This window comes from Albidovulum sediminicola (assembly GCF_025751575.1).
Lineage (GTDB): Bacteria > Pseudomonadota > Alphaproteobacteria > Rhodobacterales > Rhodobacteraceae > Albidovulum > Albidovulum sediminicola.
Map to the genome: position 1 here is coordinate 73,685 of NZ_JAOWLA010000012.1, position 18,841 is coordinate 92,525.

Annotated in this window: 19 protein-coding genes; 9 read left to right on the top strand and 10 right to left on the bottom strand. The window is 64.8% G+C overall.

Annotated elements, in window-relative coordinates:
- Window positions 1-248: 248 nt before the first annotated feature.
- From guaA to OE647_RS13425, 7 genes are all read right to left on the bottom strand, one after another.
- A complete protein-coding gene (gene guaA / locus OE647_RS13395; RefSeq protein ID WP_263722327.1) occupies window positions 249-1,805 on the bottom strand; it encodes a glutamine-hydrolyzing GMP synthase in 1,557 nt (518 codons plus the stop codon).
- 43 nt (window positions 1,806-1,848) lie between these two features.
- On the bottom strand, window positions 1,849-2,847 hold the full coding sequence (locus OE647_RS13400) for an ABC transporter ATP-binding protein (protein ID WP_263722251.1): 999 nt from the start codon (window positions 2,845-2,847) through the stop codon (window positions 1,849-1,851).
- Between the two features lie 2 nt (window positions 2,848-2,849).
- Window positions 2,850-3,878, bottom strand: a complete 1,029-nt coding sequence (locus tag OE647_RS13405) for a Gfo/Idh/MocA family protein (RefSeq protein WP_263722252.1) — start codon at window positions 3,876-3,878, stop codon at window positions 2,850-2,852.
- A complete protein-coding gene (locus tag OE647_RS13410; RefSeq protein ID WP_263722253.1) occupies window positions 3,875-4,714 on the bottom strand; it encodes a carbohydrate ABC transporter permease in 840 nt (279 codons plus the stop codon). Before OE647_RS13410 ends, OE647_RS13405 begins: the two co-directional genes overlap by 4 nt.
- Window positions 4,715-4,725: 11 nt before the next feature.
- Entirely contained in the window at window positions 4,726-5,637 is a 912-nt protein-coding gene (locus tag OE647_RS13415; RefSeq protein ID WP_263722254.1) for a carbohydrate ABC transporter permease, read from the bottom strand.
- A gap of 98 nt (window positions 5,638-5,735) precedes the next feature.
- Complete coding sequence (locus OE647_RS13420) at window positions 5,736-6,992, bottom strand: ABC transporter substrate-binding protein (RefSeq protein WP_412174952.1); 1,257 nt, start codon at window positions 6,990-6,992, stop codon at window positions 5,736-5,738.
- Window positions 6,989-7,921, bottom strand: coding sequence for an N-acetylmuramic acid 6-phosphate etherase (locus OE647_RS13425; protein ID WP_263722256.1), 933 nt, complete (start codon window positions 7,919-7,921; stop codon window positions 6,989-6,991). The genes OE647_RS13420 and OE647_RS13425 overlap by 4 nt, the downstream gene beginning before the upstream one ends.
- Window positions 7,922-8,079: 158 nt before the next feature.
- Between OE647_RS13425 and OE647_RS13430 the strand changes: the two genes are divergently transcribed.
- The 9 genes from OE647_RS13430 to OE647_RS13470 all read left to right on the top strand — a co-directional run bounded on the left by OE647_RS13430 (window position 8,080) and on the right by OE647_RS13470 (window position 15,858).
- On the top strand, window positions 8,080-8,961 hold the full coding sequence (locus OE647_RS13430) for a glucosamine kinase nucleotide-binding domain-containing protein (RefSeq protein WP_263722328.1): 882 nt from the start codon (window positions 8,080-8,082) through the stop codon (window positions 8,959-8,961).
- A complete protein-coding gene (locus OE647_RS13435) occupies window positions 8,958-9,722 on the top strand; it encodes a GntR family transcriptional regulator (RefSeq protein WP_263722257.1) in 765 nt (254 codons plus the stop codon). The genes OE647_RS13430 and OE647_RS13435 overlap by 4 nt, the downstream gene beginning before the upstream one ends.
- Complete coding sequence (locus OE647_RS13440) at window positions 9,719-10,744, top strand: SIS domain-containing protein (RefSeq protein ID WP_263722258.1); 1,026 nt, start codon at window positions 9,719-9,721, stop codon at window positions 10,742-10,744. The genes OE647_RS13435 and OE647_RS13440 overlap by 4 nt, the downstream gene beginning before the upstream one ends.
- Window positions 10,741-11,910 carry an N-acetylglucosamine-6-phosphate deacetylase gene (gene nagA / locus OE647_RS13445; protein ID WP_263722259.1) on the top strand — a complete coding sequence of 390 codons (1,170 nt, stop codon included), beginning with the start codon at window positions 10,741-10,743 and terminating at the stop codon, window positions 11,908-11,910. The genes OE647_RS13440 and nagA overlap by 4 nt, the downstream gene beginning before the upstream one ends.
- A gap of 141 nt (window positions 11,911-12,051) precedes the next feature.
- The gene (gene rpe / locus OE647_RS13450; protein WP_263722260.1) at window positions 12,052-12,744 is read left to right on the top strand and encodes a ribulose-phosphate 3-epimerase; all 693 of its coding nucleotides are present in this window, start codon (window positions 12,052-12,054) and stop codon (window positions 12,742-12,744) included.
- 10 nt (window positions 12,745-12,754) lie between these two features.
- Entirely contained in the window at window positions 12,755-13,306 is a 552-nt protein-coding gene (locus OE647_RS13455; RefSeq protein ID WP_263722261.1) for a thioredoxin family protein, read from the top strand.
- A complete protein-coding gene (gene gph / locus OE647_RS13460; RefSeq protein ID WP_263722262.1) occupies window positions 13,303-13,965 on the top strand; it encodes a phosphoglycolate phosphatase in 663 nt (220 codons plus the stop codon). The genes OE647_RS13455 and gph overlap by 4 nt, the downstream gene beginning before the upstream one ends.
- Window positions 13,966-14,026: 61 nt before the next feature.
- A complete protein-coding gene (locus OE647_RS13465) occupies window positions 14,027-14,914 on the top strand; it encodes an MBL fold metallo-hydrolase (RefSeq protein ID WP_263722263.1) in 888 nt (295 codons plus the stop codon).
- A 188-nt stretch (window positions 14,915-15,102) separates the two neighbouring features.
- On the top strand, window positions 15,103-15,858 hold the full coding sequence (locus tag OE647_RS13470; RefSeq protein ID WP_263722264.1) for a LuxR family transcriptional regulator: 756 nt from the start codon (window positions 15,103-15,105) through the stop codon (window positions 15,856-15,858).
- Between the two features lie 77 nt (window positions 15,859-15,935).
- Here OE647_RS13470 and tsf read toward each other — a convergent pair whose 3' ends face one another.
- The 3 genes from tsf to OE647_RS13485 all read right to left on the bottom strand — a co-directional run bounded on the left by tsf (window position 15,936) and on the right by OE647_RS13485 (window position 18,821).
- Window positions 15,936-16,844, bottom strand: a complete 909-nt coding sequence (tsf, locus tag OE647_RS13475; RefSeq protein WP_263722265.1) for a translation elongation factor Ts — start codon at window positions 16,842-16,844, stop codon at window positions 15,936-15,938.
- A gap of 94 nt (window positions 16,845-16,938) precedes the next feature.
- Window positions 16,939-17,703, bottom strand: a complete 765-nt coding sequence (gene rpsB, locus OE647_RS13480) for a 30S ribosomal protein S2 (RefSeq protein WP_263722266.1) — start codon at window positions 17,701-17,703, stop codon at window positions 16,939-16,941.
- A gap of 197 nt (window positions 17,704-17,900) precedes the next feature.
- Window positions 17,901-18,821, bottom strand: coding sequence for a homocysteine S-methyltransferase family protein (locus OE647_RS13485; protein ID WP_263722267.1), 921 nt, complete (start codon window positions 18,819-18,821; stop codon window positions 17,901-17,903).
- Window positions 18,822-18,841: the final 20 nt, after the last annotated feature.

Sequence of the window (18,841 nt, forward strand, 5' to 3'; positions counted from 1 at the left end):
TGAAACTGCCCCGCGCGCTCCTGCGCGCCCTTCGGCAGCGCCGGCATCCTATCAGATTTCGCGCCGCCCAGATATGCCGCCCGGGCACGCTGGGCCATAATTGGCGCAAGCCTACGCGTTATTCAGGGACGTCAGAGGCTTCGGCTGTGGATAACCCTGCCGCCACTCGGAGCCGGTCGCTGAACGCGGCAGTCGCGGGCCAGCTCTAAAACGAAAAGCCCCGGAGGTTCTCCGGGGCTTTCCAGCGTTCATTCCAGTTCGATCGTTCCCGGCGGCTTAGAGGTGCAGTCGTAAAAGACGCGGTTGACGCCCTGGACCTCGTTGATGATCCGGGTCGCAGTCTCGCCCAGGAAGTCGTGGGTGAACGGGTAGTAGTCCGCCGTCATGCCATCGACGGAGGTCACGGCGCGCAGCGCCAGCGCATAGTCATAGGTGCGCCCGTCGCCCATCACGCCCACGGTGCGCATCGGAAGGATCGCGGCAAAGGCCTGCCAGATCTCGTCGTAAAGCCCGTGCTTGCGGATCTGGTCGATATAGACCGCATCCGCGCGGCGCAGGATGTCGAGCTTTTCTCGCGTGATCTCGCCGGGGCAGCGGATCGCGAGGCCGGGGCCGGGGAAGGGGTGGCGGCCGATGAAGGACTGCGGCAGGCCAAGTTCGCGGCCAAGGGCGCGAACCTCGTCCTTGAAAAGCTCGCGCAGCGGCTCGACCAGCTTCAGGCCCATCTTCTCGGGCAGGCCGCCGACGTTGTGGTGCGACTTGATCGTGACCGAGGGTCCGCCAGAGAAGCTGACGCTTTCGATCACGTCGGGGTAAAGCGTGCCCTGCGCCAGGAACTTGGCACCGCCGACCTCGTTGGCATGCTTCTGGAACACGTCGATGAAGAGCTTGCCGATGGTCTTGCGCTTGACCTCGGGGTCGCTGACGCCCTCAAGCGCGCCAAGGAACAGGTCGCTTTCATCGGCATGGATCAGCGGCATGTTGTAATGGTCGCGGAACATGCTCACGACCTGCTCGGCCTCGCCGAGGCGCAGAAGCCCGTGATCGACGAAGACGCAGGTAAGCTGGTCGCCGATCGCCTCATGAATCAGGACTGCCGCGACCGAGCTATCGACGCCACCCGAAAGCCCGCAGATGACCTTCTGGTCGCCCACCTGGTCGCGGATCTTCTTGATCGCTTCGTCGCGATAGGCGCCCATGGTCCAGTCGCCCTTGAAGCCGGCGAGCCTGACGAAGTTTTCGTAAAGCTTCGCGCCTTTGGGCGTGTGGTGCACCTCCGGGTGGAACTGGACGGCGTAGAAACGGCGGGTCACGTCGGCGGTGATCGCGAAGGGCGCATTGGGGGAGGTTCCATAGACCTCGAACCCCGGTGCGATCTGGCTGACGTGGTCGCCATGGCTCATCCAGACCTGTTCGCGGCCGTCCGCGAACCAGCCGTCGAGAACCGGCAGATTGTCGCCCTTGGGGGTGACGAAGGCCCGGCCGAATTCGGCGGTGCCGTGGCCACGTTCCACCTTGCCGCCCAGGCAATGCATCATCACCTGCTGACCGTAGCAGATCCCGAGGATCGGCACGCCCAGATCGAAGACCGTCTTCGGCGGCATCGGCGCGCCCTCGGCAAAGACCGAGGCCGGCCCGCCGGAGAAGATCACCGCTTTCGGCGCGAATTCGGCCAGAAAAGCGTCGGTGACGTTCTGAAACGGGTGGATTTCGCAGTAGACGTTCAGCTCCCGCAGGCGACGCGCGATCAGCTGCGTTACCTGGCTGCCGAAGTCGATGATCAGGAGGCGGTCATGCTGTGTCATGGCCGGGGAATAGGGGGCTTCCCGCGCTTTCGCAAGGGCCAAGTCAGGCGCGCAGCCGCTTTCCCTCCGCATCGAAGGACAAGGTCCGCGCGCGGTCGAAGTCCAGCCCGATCTCCTCCCCGACGCGGTGGTCGTGCTGACCGAATAGGCGCACTGTCACCGTCTCCTCTGCGCGCGTGGTGACCAGGAGGTTCGTGTCTCCGCCCAGCCGTTCGACATGGGCCACGCGCCCCTGGATCGCGCCAGTTGCGGAGACGCTCAGATATTCCGGCCGGACGCCCAGGACCGCGCCCGGCGCGCCAAGCGGACCGGCGGCGAGGAAGTTCATCGAGGGCGCCCCGAGGAAGCCCGCGACGAATTGGTTCGCGGGGTCATTATAGAGCGCCATCGGGCTGCCCACCTGCTCGATCCGGCCGTCGCGAAGAACCACGATGCGATCGGCCAGCGTCATCGCCTCGGTCTGGTCGTGGGTGACATAGATCATGCTGGCGCCAAGGTTCCGGTGCAGTTGCGCGATCTCCACCCGCGTGGCCATGCGCAGCGCCGCATCGAGGTTCGAGAGCGGCTCGTCGAAAAGAAACAGGTCCGGCTTTCGCACGATGGCCCGCCCGATCGCCACGCGCTGCCGCTGCCCGCCAGAAAGCTCTGCCGGGCGGCGCTTGAGGTAGGGTTCAAGCGACAGCATCTTCGCCGCGGCTGCGATGCGCTCGGCGATCACGCCGCGATCCTCGCCTGCCTGCCTCAGGCCAAGCGCCATGTTTCCTTCCACGTCAAGGTGGGGGTAAAGCGCGTAGGATTGGAACACCATCGAGATCCCGCGCTTCGCCGGTGGCGTCCGCGTCACGTCGCGCCCGTTGATCGTGACCCGCCCCGAAGTCGCATCCTCCAGCCCTGCGATGACGCGCAGAAGGGTGGACTTGCCGCAGCCCGAAGGTCCGACGAAAACGATGAACTCCCGATCCGCGACCTCAAGGTTGATGTCCTTCAGGACATGAACCTCGCCGAATGATTTATTCACGTTTTCAAGAAGAAGTGCAGTCATGTTCAGGTTCCTGACAGATCGACGGCTTGGCCGGTTCGGATACTTTCGTCGGCGGCAAGACAGATGGCGAGCGAGGTGACCGCGTCCTCCATATGGCGGGTCAGGTCGATGTCCTCGGTGATGGCGCGCAGCATGAAGTCCTGTTCCGCATCGCAGAGCGCCTGGTGGCCAGGTTCCTCCGGAAAAGCCACGTCGCTGTCGCCGCCGTCGGCGCGGTGGATGCGCAGAGCGCCGACCTTGGTGTGGCCCTCAACGCTGTCGCTTTCGGGGTGCATTCCCGAGAGGATCGACACCGACCCGCCCGGAGAGATCACGTCCTTCACGAAATAGGCGACCTCGGACATCATCGGGCCCCAACCGGCCTCGTACCAGCCGACGGATCCGTCTTCAAAAACGACCTGGAACTGACCGTAATTGTACATGTTTTCCGCGATCTCATCGGACAATCGCAGGCCGACGCCATGCACGCGAACGGGGCGGGCATCGGTGATCTGGCACATCACATCGACGTAATGCACCCCGCAGTCCACGATCGGCGGCGTGGTGCGCATCAGCGCCTTGTGCGTTTCCCAAGTCGCGCCCCGCGACTGCTGGTTGAGGTTCAGGCGAAAGACGTAAGGCCCGCCAAGTGCGCGTGCCTCCGCGATCAATCTTTGCCAGGAGGGGTGGTGGCGCAGGATGTAGCCCACGACCAGCTTTCGTCCGTTAGCCTTTGCGCAATCGACCACACGGCGCGCATCCGCGACCGTTGTCGCCAACGGCTTCTCGACGAAGACATGGGCGCCCGCCTCCATTGCCCGGCAGGCATAGTCGGCGTGGCTGTCGGAATAGGTGGCAATCACCGCCAAATCGGGCCTCACAGTATCAAGAGCTTCATCGAAGCTGTTGTAAAGCGGATAGGATTTCAGCTCCTGGGGCAGGGCGGGCGTGCTGCGATTGACCAGCGCCGCGAGCTCCGCACCCGGATGGTGATGATGGGCCAGCGCGTGGCTCACCCCCATGTTGCCAAGTCCCGCGACCAGAACCCTCATTTCACCGCCCCCGACGTGATGCCCCGGATCAACTGGCGTGAGAACACGACATAGAGGATCAGCACCGGCAGGATCGCGAGGCTCAGCGCCGAAAGCACCGCGTTCCAGTCGGTCACGAACTGCCCGATGAAGACCTGGCTGCCGAGGGTAAGCGTCTTCGTCGCCTCTCCGGGCGCGAGGATCAGCGGAAACCAAAGGTCGTTCCAGATCGGGATCATGTTGAAGACCGCCACCGTCGCCATCGCCGGGCGCACCAGCGGCAGCACCAGCCGGAAGAAGATCGTGTATTCGCTAAGCCCGTCGATCCGGCCTGCGTTCTTCAGGTCGTCCGAGACCTGGCGCATGAACTCCGACAGGATGAATACGGCCAGCGGCAGGCCCTGCGCGGTATAGACCAGGATCAGCGCCCAAAGCGTGTTCACAAGCCCTGTCTGCACCATCAGATCCAGGATCGCGACGGTACCGATGCGGATCGGGATCATGATGCCGAGCGCAAGGTAAAGCCCCATCAGCGTGTTGCCGCGAAAGCGATATTCGCTGAGCGCGAAGGCCGCCATTGCCCCGAACAGAAGCACGAAGAAAAGCGAGACGACGGTCACGATCATCGAGTTCTGGAAGTAAAGGAAGAAGTCGCCCTGTTTCAGAACCGTCTGGTAGCCCACCAGCGAAAAACTATCGGCATCGGGCAGGGCCAGCGGCTCGCGGAAGATCGCTTTACGGGTCTTGAAGGAGTTCACCAGGATCACGACCACCGGGAACAGCGCGACCGCCGTCCAGGTCAGAAGCGCGGCGTGGGCGGCCAGGGAATTCAGCGGGTTATGGCGAGCCTTGTGCATGGTTCTCCCCCTCAGAACTGGTAGCGGCGCATGCGCGTCTGGATCGCGAATAGGTAGACGCAGACCCCGGCCAGGATGATCGCGAACATCGCCGTGGCGATGGCGGAGCCCATATGAGGATCGCCAAGCTGCAACTGGAAGCCGAAGAAGGTGCGGTAAAGGAAGGTCCCAAGGATATCGGTGGAAAAGTCGGGCCCCGCCAGCGCGCCCTGCGCCGCATAGATCAGGTCGAAGGCGTTGAAGTTGCCGACGAAGGTCAGAATCGAGATGATACCGATCGAGGGCAGGATCAGCGGCAGCTTGATCCGCCAGAAGGCCGCCCATCCGGTGATGCCGTCGATCTCGCCCGCCTCCAGGATCTCCTCGGGGATGGATAGGAGCGCGGCATAGATCAGCATCATCGGGATCCCCACAAACTGCCAGACCGAGATCAGCGCCAGCGTCGTCAGCGCGCTGCCCTCACGTCCGAGCCAGGGGGCGAACAGCGACTTCAACCCTACCGCGTCCAGCATCGAGGGCGCGATGCCCCAGATCGGCGACAGAATGAGCTTCCAGGCGAAGCCCACGATGACAAAGGACAGGATCGTCGGGATGAAGATCGCCGACCGGTAGAGCGCGGCGAAGCGCAGACGCGGATGGCTGAGGATCGCGGCAAGCACGATCCCGATCGGGTTTTGCACCAACATGTGGATGAAGAAGAACCAGAAGTTGTTGCCAAGCGCGTTCCAGAACGCCCCGGACCAGCGCGGATCGCCGAAAAGCGTCGCGAAGTTCGCAAGGCCCACGAAGACACGGCCCTCCTCTCCCGCCGTGTAAAGCGCGAGCCTGAGCGTGTTGAACAGCGGCCAGATCATCACGGCGGTGTAGACAAGAACCGCCGGCGCCAGGAACACGACGACATGGGTGCGGGAACGGGTCGCCATCTTTCCGCTGCTCCTTTCAGTCTGGTCCAAATACTCTCGGGGGGTGCGGGGGGCGGAAAGCCCCCCGCTTGGGTCGGGCGCTCAGCGCGCCCGAAACCTCACTTCTGCGGCTCGTACCAGGACGCGAGCCCCTCCTGCAGGCGCGCACCCGCGGCTTCCGGCGTCTCGGTGCCCTTGATCACGTTCACCGAGGCATTCCAGGTTTCAGTCTCAAGGTTCGGCGTGCCGCGCGACAGGATCTGGTAGGTCGACCGGATCGTCGAATGGCATTTGTCGCGCCAGCTCACGATTTCCTGCGCCAACGGGTCCTGCATCGCCACGGGGGCGGAGTTCAGCGAGAAGAAGCCGGGCAGGGCGTTCGCATAGAGGCTCGCGAACTCGGCCGAGCCAACCCAGTTGAGGAAGGTCCGTGCCGCCTCGGCATTCGGGCTGGCCGCATTGAGCCCGATTGCGATGTCGGTGTGGTCGGAAATGTAGCACTCATCGCCCGCGTTCGCGACCGGCGGGTTGAATGCGCCCATCTCGAAATCGGCCTGGGCGTTGAAGCCGGAGATTTCCCAGGACCCCGCCGGGTAGATCGCCGCACGGCCAAGCGTGAAGAGGTTCTGGCTGTCAGGGTAGGTCTGCGCCTCGTAGCCGTCACCCAAATAGGCGCCCCATTTGGCAAGCTGGCGATAGGGGGCGACCCAGGCCTCATCGGTCAGGCTCGCCTCGCCCTTGATCAGTGCCAGGCGCCCGTCCTCACCCTTCCAATAGTTCGGGCCGATGTTGTTGTAGCCCATGGTCGCGGCTTCCCACTGGTCGTTGGTGCCCATCGCCATCGGGATATAGGTGCCGTCCTCCTTGATCTTGTCGAGGGCGGCAAAGAACTCCGCCTCTGTCGTCGGAACCTCGATCCCGAGCTCGGCAAAGGCGTTCTTGTTGTAGATGAACCCGTGGATGACCGAGGCCATGGGCACGCAGAAGGTGTGCGCCCCGTCATCGGTCTGCCAGGCCGATTTGGCCACGTCCGAGAAATTCACCATCGCCGCCAGGTCGCTCAGGTCGGCCAGCTTGCCGCCATCGTACAGGGCCAGCGAGGCGTCGAAGGGACGGCAGGTGATCAGGTCACCCGCGGTGCCCGCGTCGAGCTTGGAGTTCAGGACGGCATTGTATTCCGCCGGGGCGGAGGGTGTGAACTGTACCTTGATGCCCGGATTGGCGGCCTCGAACGCCGGGATGATCTGGTCCTGCCAGATCGAAAGGTCGTCATTGCGCCAGCTTTCGATGGTCAGCGTCACGTCTTGGGCCAAGGCCCCGGTCGACATGAGCGCCGTCGAAAGCAACAGGCCCGCCACGATCTTCTTGGTCATCATTCTCTCCCTTGGTTTGTTCCCTCCCGCCGGGAACTCCGGTCGGGGTCTTCGATGCGCGCCAGCGCGGCGCGCAGGTTTCCATCTGCTTCCGACAAGGCGGCCTCCGCAGCCGCGGGCGTCAGGCCAAGCGCAATCAGGACCGCGGACCGCACCGCGCCCCCGGCCGCATCGAGCGACCGGGCCGCCGTATCCTCCCCGCACCCGGCAATGCGCGAGACGATCCCGCGGGCGCGGGCGCGCAGCTTTCGGTTGTCGGCAACAACGCCCACCATCATGCCGTCATGCACCCGGCCAAGCCCTATCCCCATCAACGTGGACATGAGGTTCAACGCAGCCTTCTGCGCGGTCCCGGCGCCCATGCGTGTCGAGCCCGCGATGACCTCGGGCGGGGTCTCAAGGCAGATCTCCACATCCGCGAGCGCAAAGATCTGCGCTCCGGCGTTGTTCGCGATCCCGATGACGCGCGCGCCGCAGTCCCGCGCCGCCCGCGCAATCGCAAGGGCATGGGGTGTGTTGCCGGAGGCCGTGACCGCGATCACGACATCACCAGAGCGGATCAGGCGCGCGTCCTCTGCCGCCTGGGCCGCATCGTCTTCGGTGTCGCCCGGCATGCTCGACCCTTGGGGCATCCCACCCGCCATCAGGATCAGGATGCGGTCGGCGTCGATGCCGAAGGTTCCCGGCAACTCAAGCGCATCCGCAACGGCCATCAGCGCAGAGGACCCGGCACCCACATAGACCAGACGCCCGGCACCCCGCAGCGCCTCGGTCATCAGCGCCGCACCCGCTGCGATCGCGGCAAAGGCGGGCTCCACAGCGTCCAGCGCGCGGCGCTGTGCAGACAACAGGCGCAGCAATGCCTCCGCCTCCGGGCAGGTGTCGATGCCCGAGGCGTCCGCATGCATGTCTTCCGTGCGTGGCAGCGCCATGTGATTCCTCCCATTCACATGACAATACCTTTATAATACCTTTTGTCCATTATTTTCTTGGGCACTGCCAGATCCTGTCGATTTCGGCCGATAATCATGCAGTTCATCTGCTTTTTCCCTTTCTCCGCACGATTAGGTATTGTATTGGTATCTTCATGATGGTCAGCGAAACCCTTTTCCTTGGCGTAGATGGCGGCGGCACATCCTGCCGTGGCGCGCTCGTCCTTGGCGCCCGCAGGTTCGAGGCGCGGGGCGGGGCGGCCAACGCCATCCGCTTTGATGCGGCGATGCGGACTGTGGCTGCCGTCATTGCCGATCTGGCGGGGCAGGCGGGGCTGATGCCGCATCAGATTGCCTCCGCCCGCGCACATGTGGGCCTTGCCGGGGTCATGACGCCAGAGATGTCGGCGCGCGTGGCCGAGGCGCTGCCGCTTACTGATGTCGTCGTCACCGACGACCAGCCCACCGCGATCGCCGGGGCGCTGGGGGCGGATACGGGTTCGGTCGCGGCGATCGGCACCGGATCGTTCGTGGGGCGCCAGTCGGCGGCAGGCATCCGTGTGCTCGGCGGCTGGGGTCTGCCCATCGGCGATCAGGGATCAGGCGCGCGGCTGGGCCGTCGCCTGTTGGAAGAAGTCATGCTGGCCATCGACGGGTTGCGGGCCCATACGGAGCTGACACGCGCGATTCTCGCCGACCACGGCGACAGCGCGGCAGAGATTGTCTTTTTCTCCTCGACCGCCGGCGCGACGGACCTCGCGGCCTTCGCGCCGCGCGTTGTCGCGGCCGCCACGGCGGGCGATGCGGTCGGCGCGCTTCTGATGCGCGAGGGCGCGGACTATATCCGGGCCTGCCTTGCCGCCCTGGGTCATCGTGGGGGTGAGCCGCTTTGCCTGATGGGCGGTCTTGGCCCGGCCTACGCGCCCTGGCTTGGCGCCGAATACGAACACATGATCCGCGCGCCGCTCGGCTCTTCGCTCGACGGGGCGCTGGCGCTCGCGCAAAGGCGGGATCAGGCCCGGGGGGAGGGCGCGTCATGACCATCACCGATTTCCTGGACCCGAAACGCTGGCTCAGCCCCGGCGGCGGGCCGCTTTACGTCCAGCTGCGCAAGCGGATCGAGGCGGGTATCGCCGAAGGTGTCCTGGCCCCCGACACCCCTCTGCCGCCTGAGCGGGAGGTCGCGTCCTTGACTGAGCTGTCGCGCGTCACGGTGCGCAAGGCCATTGCCGAACTGGTCGACAAGGGGCTGGTGGTGCAGCGCCAGGGCTCCGGCTCCTTCATCGCGGCGGAACGACCCAGGGTGGAACAATCGCTCTCACGCCTGACCTCGTTCACCGAGGACATGGCCCGGCGCGGCCTCTCCTCGGTGTCGCAATGGCTGGAGCGCGGGCTTTTCCTGCCCTCGCCGGAAGAGGTGCTGACGCTCGGCCTCGGCTCCGACGACCAGGTGTCCCGGCTGGCCCGCCTCCGTCTGGCCGACGGCCGCCCGATGGCGGTTGAGCGCGCGTCCCTCCCGCCCGACATCCTGCCCAACCCGCTGGCCGTCACGCATTCGCTGTATGAGGTGCTGGGGCAGGCGGGGCTTCGGCCGGTTCGTGCGATCCAGAAGATCTCCGCCGTCAATCTGACCGAGGCCGAGGCGGCGCAGCTGGGGCTGCCCGCAGGCGCGGCCGGTCTCAGGATCGAGCGCATCTCCTACCTGCCGGAGGGGCGCGTGGCCGAGTTCACCCGATCACTTTACCGCGGCGACGCCTACGATTTCGTGGCCGAGCTGAGAATTCCGGAGCAACCCGCATGAAGACGAGCCTGATGCGCCAGGAGGTGCAAGAAATCCCCGAAGCCGTGGCACGGCTTCTGGATGCTGGCGGGGAGGCGATTCGCGCTGCGGCCGGGGCGGCGCGGCGACGTGATCCGGCCTTCATCGCGACGGTGGCGCGCGGCTCCTCGGACCACGCCTGCACCTATCTGAAATATGCCGCCGAATTGGTATTGGGACTGCCCGTCGCCTCGATCGGCCCCTCGGTCGCCTCGATCTACGGCGCGAAGCTGCGGCTCGGGCAGGCGCTGTGCCTGGCGGTTTCACAGTCGGGCAAGAGCCCGGATATCGTTGAAATGACCCGTTCCGCGCGCGAGTCCGGGGCCTTGACGGTCGCTGTGACGAATGCACCGGCCGCGCCGCTGGGAACAACGGCGGAGGCGGTGCTGGACATCCACGCGGGGCCGGAGCTGTCGGTCGCGGCGACCAAGACCTTCGTCACTTCGGCCGTCGCGGGGCTAGCGCTGATCGCGCATTGGGCGGGGGATGCGCGGCTTCTGGCCGCCCTCGACACCCTGCCGGAACGTCTGGACGCCGCCACGCGCGCCGACTGGTCGCCCCTGGCTGCGGTCATGCAGAAGGCGGGCTCGCTTTACACGATCGGACGCGGCCCGGCCTTTGCGATCTCGGGCGAGGCGGCGCTGAAATTCAAGGAGACCTGCCAGATCCACGCCGAAAGCTACTCCTCGGCCGAAGTGCTGCATGGGCCGGTCTCGATTGTCGACGCGGATTTCCCGGTGCTGGCCTTTACCGCCGCCGACGCTGCCGAGGATACGGTCGTCGAGATCGCCGAGGCGCTGGCGGGGAAGGGGGCGCGGGTGTTCCTGACCTCCGACCGCGCCTCGGCGGCCTGTGTGCTGCCGGCGGTGCGAACCGATCACCCTCTGACAGATCCGCTTGCACTGATCGTCAGCTTCTACGCGATGGTCGAAACCGTCGCCCGCGCGCGCGGCATCGATCCCGACACCCCCAGACACCTGAAGAAAGTGACTGAAACGCGATGAGCGCCGTCGCCTACACGTCAACGCAGATCTTCGACGGAACCCGGCTCACCCCCGGCGCATTGGTGGTGGAGGACGGTCGTGTGTCTGCGGTCGCGTCCGAGGTTCCGCGCGGCATGCGGCAGGTGGAGCTCGGGTCCGGCACGATCGCGCCGGGCTTCATCGACCTGCAACTCAATGGCGGCGACGGCGTTATGCTGAACGACGCGCCAACGCTTGAGACGCTGGAACGCATGGCCGCCGCCCACGGCGGGCTTGGCGCGACGGCGATCTTTCCGACGCTGATCACGGATACGCCCGAACAGACCCGCGCGGCGGTCGAGGCCGCCGTCGCCGCGATCGCAACCGGGGTGCCCGGGATCGCGGGCCTGCATCTTGAGGGGCCGCATCTGTCGCTTGCGCGCAAGGGCGCGCATGACCCGGCGCTGATCCGGCGGATGGAGGATGCGGACCTCGCGTTCCTTGTCGCCTCGGCGGCGCGTCTTCCCCGACTGATGGTGACGCTGGCGCCGGAAAGCGTCAGCAACGACCAGCTCGCGCGGCTGAGCGCGGGGGGCGTCTACGTCTCTCTGGGGCACACGGACGCGGATTACGATGTCTGTGTCGCGGCAGCGGGTGCGGGCGCCCGGATCGTTACGCATCTTTTCAACGCGATGAGTCCGCTTGGAAACCGCAATCCCGGCCTTGTCGGTGCGGCGCTCGATCGCGGGGGGCTCAGCGCGGGGCTGATTGCCGACGGCATTCATGTCCATCCCGCGGCGATCCGCGCAGCCCTGGCGGCCAAGCGCGGGCCGTCGCGGATCTTCCTCGTCTCCGATGCCATGGCGACCGCCGGATCGGAGATCACGCGGTTCACTTTGAACGGGCGCGAGATCCTGCGGCGCGATGGGCGGCTAACGCTGGCCGATGGAACGCTTGCAGGCGCCGACCTGGATATGGCCGGTGCGCTCAGGGTCATGACGCGCGATGTCGGCACGGCGCTGGACCATGCGCTGGCGATGGCAACCAGCGGTCCGGCCCGCGCAGTGGGACTTGAAGGGCGCTACGGTCACCTGATGCCGGGACGGGCCGCCGATTTCGTCTATCTGGACGATGCGCTGCGCCTCATGGGTGTCTGGCGCGCGGGCCACCAATTGAAGCTATCACCGCCGGCAGGGGCAGCTTCCTGAGCTCGCATCTATTTAATATGGATCATCCGATAATCGGTATTATGTAAAATAACTGAATGTGCCGGGCGATACGAAGCGCTGGACCGCCGGGCTTCGCACCGTTACAGCGATACCACGCCTTTCTATCCTACCGGAGCCCTCATGTCCTTCGACCGCAGCATCAAGATCGCCCCTTCGATCCTCTCCGCCGATTTCGCCAACTTCGGCCAGGAAATCCGCGCTATCGAGTCTCAGGGCGCGGACTGGGTCCATGTCGATGTCATGGACGGCCACTTCGTGCCGAACCTGACCTTCGGGCCCGCGATGTGCAAGGCGATCCGTCCCCATATCGGCACGGTCATGGACGTGCATCTGATGATCGCGCCGGTCGATCCCTATATCGCCGCCTTCGCCGAAGCCGGTGCGGATATCATTACCGCGCATGTGGAAGCCGGACCGCACATTCACCGAACACTGCAAGCCATTCGCGCAACGGGGAAAAAAGCCGGTCTCGCCTTGAACCCGGGAACGCCTGCCGCCGCCACAGCGGAGCTTCTGGACCTCGTGGACCTTGTTTGCGTGATGACCGTGAACCCCGGCTTCGGTGGGCAGAAATTCATTCATTCCCAATTGGATAAGATCAGAACCTTGCGCAAGATGATTGGCGACCGGCCGATCCATATCGAGATCGACGGCGGGATCACCGCCGAGACCGCGCCGCTCGTCGCGGCGGCAGGCGCTGACGTTCTTGTCGCGGGCTCCGGCGTCTTCTCCGGCGGTTCGGTCGACAAGGCCGATGTCTACGGTCAGAATATCGCGGCCATCCGCGCCGCCGCCAGCGCCGCGCAAGTCTGAGGAGAAGACCATGGCCGTCAGCCCGCCCATCTGCGATTTCGGTTGGAAAGCACCGGACTTCACCCTACCCGGCACCGACGGGCGCGACTGGTCGCTCGCGCAAGTTGCTGGCCCCAAGGGCACATTGGTCATGTTCATCTGCAACCACTGCCCCTATGTCCGATCGGTGCTGGACCGCATCCTTCGCGATGCACGGGACCTTCAGGGCCTTGGCATCGGGGTGGTAGCCATCTGTGCGAATGACGCCGCGACCTACCCCGACGACAGCTTCGACAACATGCGCGCTCTGGCCCAGGCGGAGGGCTTCACCTTCCCCTATCTGCACGATGAAAGCCAAGAGGTGGCGCGCGCCTATGACGCGGCCTGCACGCCGGATTTCTTCGGCTTCAATACCGCCGGAGAGTTGCAGTATCGCGGCCGCCTCGACGCCTCGGGCCGCAAGGCCGCGGCCCCCGATGTGCCGCGCGAACTGTTCGAGGCGATGAAGCTTGTGGCCGAGACCGGAAAGGGACCTGAAGACCAGGTGCCCTCCATGGGCTGTTCGATCAAATGGCGCGCATGAGCGCCCTGCCCTCGGTCATCTTCGACCTGGACGGTACGCTGCTGGATTCGCTTCCGGACATCCAGGCGGCGGTGAACCGCATGCTGGTCGCCGAAGGGCTTGAGCCCCTGTCCGCGGCGACCGTCCGGGGCTTCATCGGCGACGGGCTGCCCGTGCTGGTTTCGCGCGTCATGGCCGCGCGGGGCATCGACGCCTCGCGCCTCGGCGAACTTTCGGCCCGTGTCGGCGCCGACTACACCGCCCATGCGGCGGACCAGACGGTGGTCTTTCCCGGCGTCATCGGAGCCCTGAGCCAACTCCGCGAGCTGGGGCATCCGCTGGGCCTTTGCACGAACAAGCCCTATAACGCCACCGTAGCGGTCCTTAAGGCGCTGAGCCTTTTTGATTTTTTTAGTTCGATCATCGCGGGGGACAGCCTGCCCCAGCGCAAGCCCGCGCCTGAGCCGCTTCACGCGGTGCGCGACGCCCTCGGGCGCAGCGGGATCTTCGTCGGTGACAGCGAGGTCGATGCCGCGACCGCCGGCGCAGCGCAGATGCCCTTCGTTCTATTCGCAGATGGTTTCCTGCGGGTCCCGAAAAGCGAGATCACCTTTAACGCGGAATTCGAGCACTTCGACGCCCTGCCCGGCATCATCGCGCAGCTTTCGCGCCTCGTCTGACATATTCACACGTTGAAATAAGGGCCGCCGACGCCTAACTTGCGTCGAAAGGAGAGCCCCGATGAACGCGGACACGAAACCACGCCAAAAATGCGACGTGACGGCCTTCTTCGATGAGGCGACCAACACGGTTTCCCTCGTGGTGCGGGACCCCGCGAGCACGGCCTGCGCGATCATCGACTCCGTTCTCGACTTCGACTATTCCGCCGGGCGGACGGACACCAGTTCCGCCGACCGGATTATCGAGCATGTGAGGGCCGAGGGGCTTGAGACGGTCTGGGTTCTTGAGACCCACGTCCATGCCGACCATCTGTCTGCCGCGCCCTATCTTCAGCAAAAGCTCGGCGGCAAGATCGGCATCGGCGCCAACATCACCATCGTTCAGAACACCTTCGGCAAGATCTTCAACGAAGGAACGGAATTCCAGCGTGATGGCAGCCAGTTCGACCGGCTGTTCACCGAGGGCGACAGCTTCGAGATCGGCGCGCTGAAAGCGCGGGTCATGCACACGCCCGGTCATACACCCGCGTGCCTAACCTATGTGATCGAGGATTGCGCCTTTGTCGGCGATACGCTTTTCATGCCCGACTATGGCACGGCGCGTTGCGACTTTCCTGGCGGCTCGGCGGCGGATCTTTATAATTCCATCCAGCGCATCCTGGCATTGCCCGAGGAGACGCGGATCTTCGTCGGCCACGACTACAAGGCACCCGAGCGCGCCAACTACGCCTGGGAAACCACAGTGGGAGAGCAAAAGGCGCTGAACGTCCATGTCGGCGCAGGCAAACCGATCGAGGAATTCGTGGCGATGCGCACCGCGCGGGACAAGACGCTCGGCATGCCGCGGCTCATCATCCCATCGCTTCAGGTGAACATGCGCGCCGGGCAGATGCCACCTGCCGAGGACAACGAAACCGTCTACCTGAAGGTTCCAGTCAACAGATTGTAGCCATAACTAAGATAGTTTCAGTCCGTATATTCTATTGATTTAGAAGGAGAAATAATAATAGCCTGCGGTGCACGCGGCCGTTTTTTCGCGTGACCTGTTCAGAATCGGTGCTGGAGATCTGTTTCTCATGGACTGCGACGACCCGCTGGAAATCCTGACCATGAAACCCCGGTTCCGTTGAGTCCATGATGCCCGATCTGAGAGAGCAGGCATCTGCGATCATGAACGCCGAAACCATCGATGATACTTGGGCGGCGCTCGCCAAGAGCCTGACAGGCTATGGCTTCGATGGGATAATCTACGGGTTGACCCGCGCCCGGGCCGGGAATTCCGTTGGCGAGGCCGAGGATTTCCTGATCCTGTCGAACTATCCCTCCGATTACCTCGACGCCTTCGCGAAATCCGGCCTCTTTGCGAATGGCCCGATGGTCAAATGGGCGCTTGAGAATGACGGGGTGCAGTCCTGGGATCTGATCGCGGAGCGCGCCAAGGCAGGCGAGTTGTGCGATGCGGAGCTCCGCGTTCTCGAGTTGAACCGGCGTTACGGAATCCTCGCGGGCTACTCGATCAGCTTTCGCGATACCTCGGTCAAGGCCAAGGGGGGCATCGGTCTTTGCGCCCGCCATCAGGACCAGGCCCATGTCGATGCGATTTGGCGCGACCATGGCAAGAACATCGAGTTCCTCTGCCGGCTCGCGCATATGAAACTCAGCTCCCTTCCCTTCCGTCCCCCGAATCGGTCGCTGTCGCCGCGGCAACAAGAGGTCCTCGAGTGGGCGGGCGAGGGCAAGACGACGCAGGACATCGCGATCCTTCTGGGCGTGACGGTTGCGACGGTCGAAAAGCATCTTCGCCTGGCGCGGCACGCACTTGCGGCGGAAACCACGGCGCAGGCCGTGCTTAAAGCGTCCATGCTGAACCAGATCTTCGTGTTCCGGCGCTAAGCGCCGTTGCTCCCCTGCCCCAGCACACAAAAAAACGGCCGGACAAGCCGGCCGCTTTTCATGACTTTTGCAAAGGATCAGGCGCCGCGGGTCTTGGCGACTTCGGCGGCGAAGTCCTCTTCCTTCTTCTCGATGCCCTCGCCGACGGCGACACGGGCGTAGCCGGTGATCTCCACGCCGGCTTCCTTCGCGGCCTGCTCGACCGTGATGTCCGGGTTGATCACGAACTGCTGGCCGAGAAGCGTGTTTTCCGACAGGAACTTCTTCATCCGGCCCGGGATGATGTTGTTGTGGATCACCGCATCGGGCTTCGGCTTGGCGGAAGCGGCGTTCTCTTCGAGCGCCTTGGCGGTCTGGACCTGAAGCTCACGCTCCACCAGGGCCGGGTCGAGCGTCGCTTCGGACAGCGACAGCGGCGAGGTCGCGGCGATGTGCATCGCAAACTGCTTGCCAATCTCCTGCGCCTTGTCCGCCGGGCCCTTCACGGCGACGAGAACGCCGATCTTTCCCATGCCCTCGGTCGCGGCCGAGTGGACGTAGGAAACGACGGTTTCGCCTTCGAGGACGTGCATCCGGCGCAGCGTCATGTTCTCGCCGATGCGCGCGATGGCGTCGGTGAGGACATCTTCCACCGGCTTGCCGTTCAGGTGGGTGGCCTTGAGGACCTCAAGCGTCTCACCGGTTTGAAGGGCGACTTCGGTGACCTCGCGGACCATCTGCTGGAAGTCGGCGTTCTTGGCGACGAAGTCGGTTTCCGAGTTGATCTCGACGGCGACACCGCGCCCGTCGCGGACGGCGATGCCAACCAGGCCCTCGGCGGCGACGCGGTCGGCTTTCTTCGCGGCCTTCGCGAGGCCCTTGGTGCGCAGCCAGTCAACGGCGGCTTCCATGTCGCCATCGGTTTCGGTCAGTGCCTTCTTGGCATCCATCATGCCTGCGCCGGTGGATTCGCGCAGTTCCTTCACCATCTGAGCGGTGATCGCCATGGTGGCTCTCCTTCGTGATGTTCAATGGGTCAGGCGAGGAATATCCCCGCCCGATGAAAGACGTGTGACAGGGGCCATGAGGCCCCTGCCCGGCTCAGGCCTCGGCGTCTTGCGCGGCTTCCTCGGCCGGCGCTTCGACGAGCGCGCCAAGGTCAATGCCGGCCGCGCCCATCTGGGCGGACATGCCGTCGAGCGCCGCGCGGCTCACGAGGTCGCAGTAAAGAGCGATCGCGCGCGAGGCGTCGTCGTTGCCCGGGATCACATAGTCAACGCCCTTGGGCGAGCAGTTGGTGTCGACGACCGCGACGACCGGGATGCCCAGCTTCTGGGCTTCGAGGATCGCCAGGTCTTCCTTGTTCACGTCGATGATGAACAGAAGGTCCGGCAGGCCGCCCATTTCGCGGATCCCGCCCAGCGAAGCCTGAAGCTTGGTCTGCTCACGCTCCATGCCAAGGCGTTCTTTCTTGGTCAGGCCATCTGCGCCCGAACCCAGAACCTCGTCGATGTGCTTGAGGCGCTGGATCGACTGGGAAACGGTTTTCCAGTTGGTCAGCGTGCCACCCAGCCAGCGGTGGTTCATGTAGTACTGCGCGCATTTCTCGGCGGCTTCGGCCACGGCCTTGGAGGCCTGGCGCTTGGTGCCGACGAAGAGGATACGGCCGCCCTTGGCGACGGTTTCGCGGATCACGTTCAGCGCCGCGTCCAGCATCGGGACCGTCTGGGTCAGGTCGATGATGTGGATACCGTTGCGGTCGCCGTAGATGAACTCCGCCATACGCGGGTTCCAGCGCTGGGTCTGGTGGCCGTAATGAACGCCAGCTTCAAGAAGCTGACGCATGGAAAATTCGGGAAGCGCCATGCCTTGTTCCTTTCCGGTTTGCGCCTGAGCGAGGTGATTTCAGGGTTTCCCCCAACCGGTGGACCTCCGGGGATGTCTCCCCCTTCGGCCCGCACCTCGCCTGTGAAGTGGCGCGCGTATAGGCTGAAACGCGGGGGGATGCAAGGGCCGCCCGCTTGAGGCGGGAACAAGATCCGCGACGGGCCCCAAGGTGCCGCTCAGAGCGCGGACATCGCCGCGTGCACATGGCGGCAGTCGGAGCCGCAGCAACCACCGACGAGGTGCAGGTTGGGAAGCCGCGCGCTCAGTTCGCCGTAAAGGCGGCCAAAATCGTCGGGGTCGCCGTCGTCCAGTTCGACCGCCTCGTCCAGTTCGGCATGGCTGAGCGCCGAGGCATTGGCGCGCACGACGCCGATGCGGCGCGTCCAGTCCCCGTCGAGGCGATCCAGGAAATGCGTGGGATGCGCGCAGTTCACGCCATAGAAAATCGGCGCGCCGTTGGTGGCGACCTCGACCTCGGCAATGGCGTCGGCAAGGCTGCTGCCGACCGGCAGTTGCCCGTCCGTCTCGACCGTGAAGGATATGGCGATCGGCAGGCCCGCCGCGTGCGCCGCGCGCACGACGCCGATCGCCTCGCCCGGATGGGTCATGGTCAGCGCCATGGCCAGGTCGGCCCCGGCCTCGGCCAGCGCCTCGATCTGCGGCCGGTGGATCGCTTCGGCGGCATCGGGCTCAAAAAGCTGGTCGGGCGCATAGCCGTCACCGGCGGGCCCGATGCTGCCGTTGACAAGGATCCTGTCGGACCAGTCCCGCCGCGCGCGCAGCGCATGGGCAAAGCGCACCGCCTCGCGATTGATACTGCGCATGTCCTTTTCGCTCAGCCCGTGAGCCCCGGCCCATCCGGCATTCGCGCGCCAGGTCGCGGTGTCGAGCACGAAGCCGCGTCCGGTTCGTTCAGCCAAGTCGAGGTAACGGTCGAAATACCGTTCCAGCCCCGTCCGCCCGTCCTCCGACGACAGGAGAACAAAGGAAGAGAAATACGGAAGGTCGAAGCCGTCGTTGAAGATCAGGTCGGTTTCGATGCCGCCGTCGGTGATGAACGGATCGGGACCGTTGAGGAGCATTTCGAGACCGGTCATGGCAACCTCCGGGCACACGG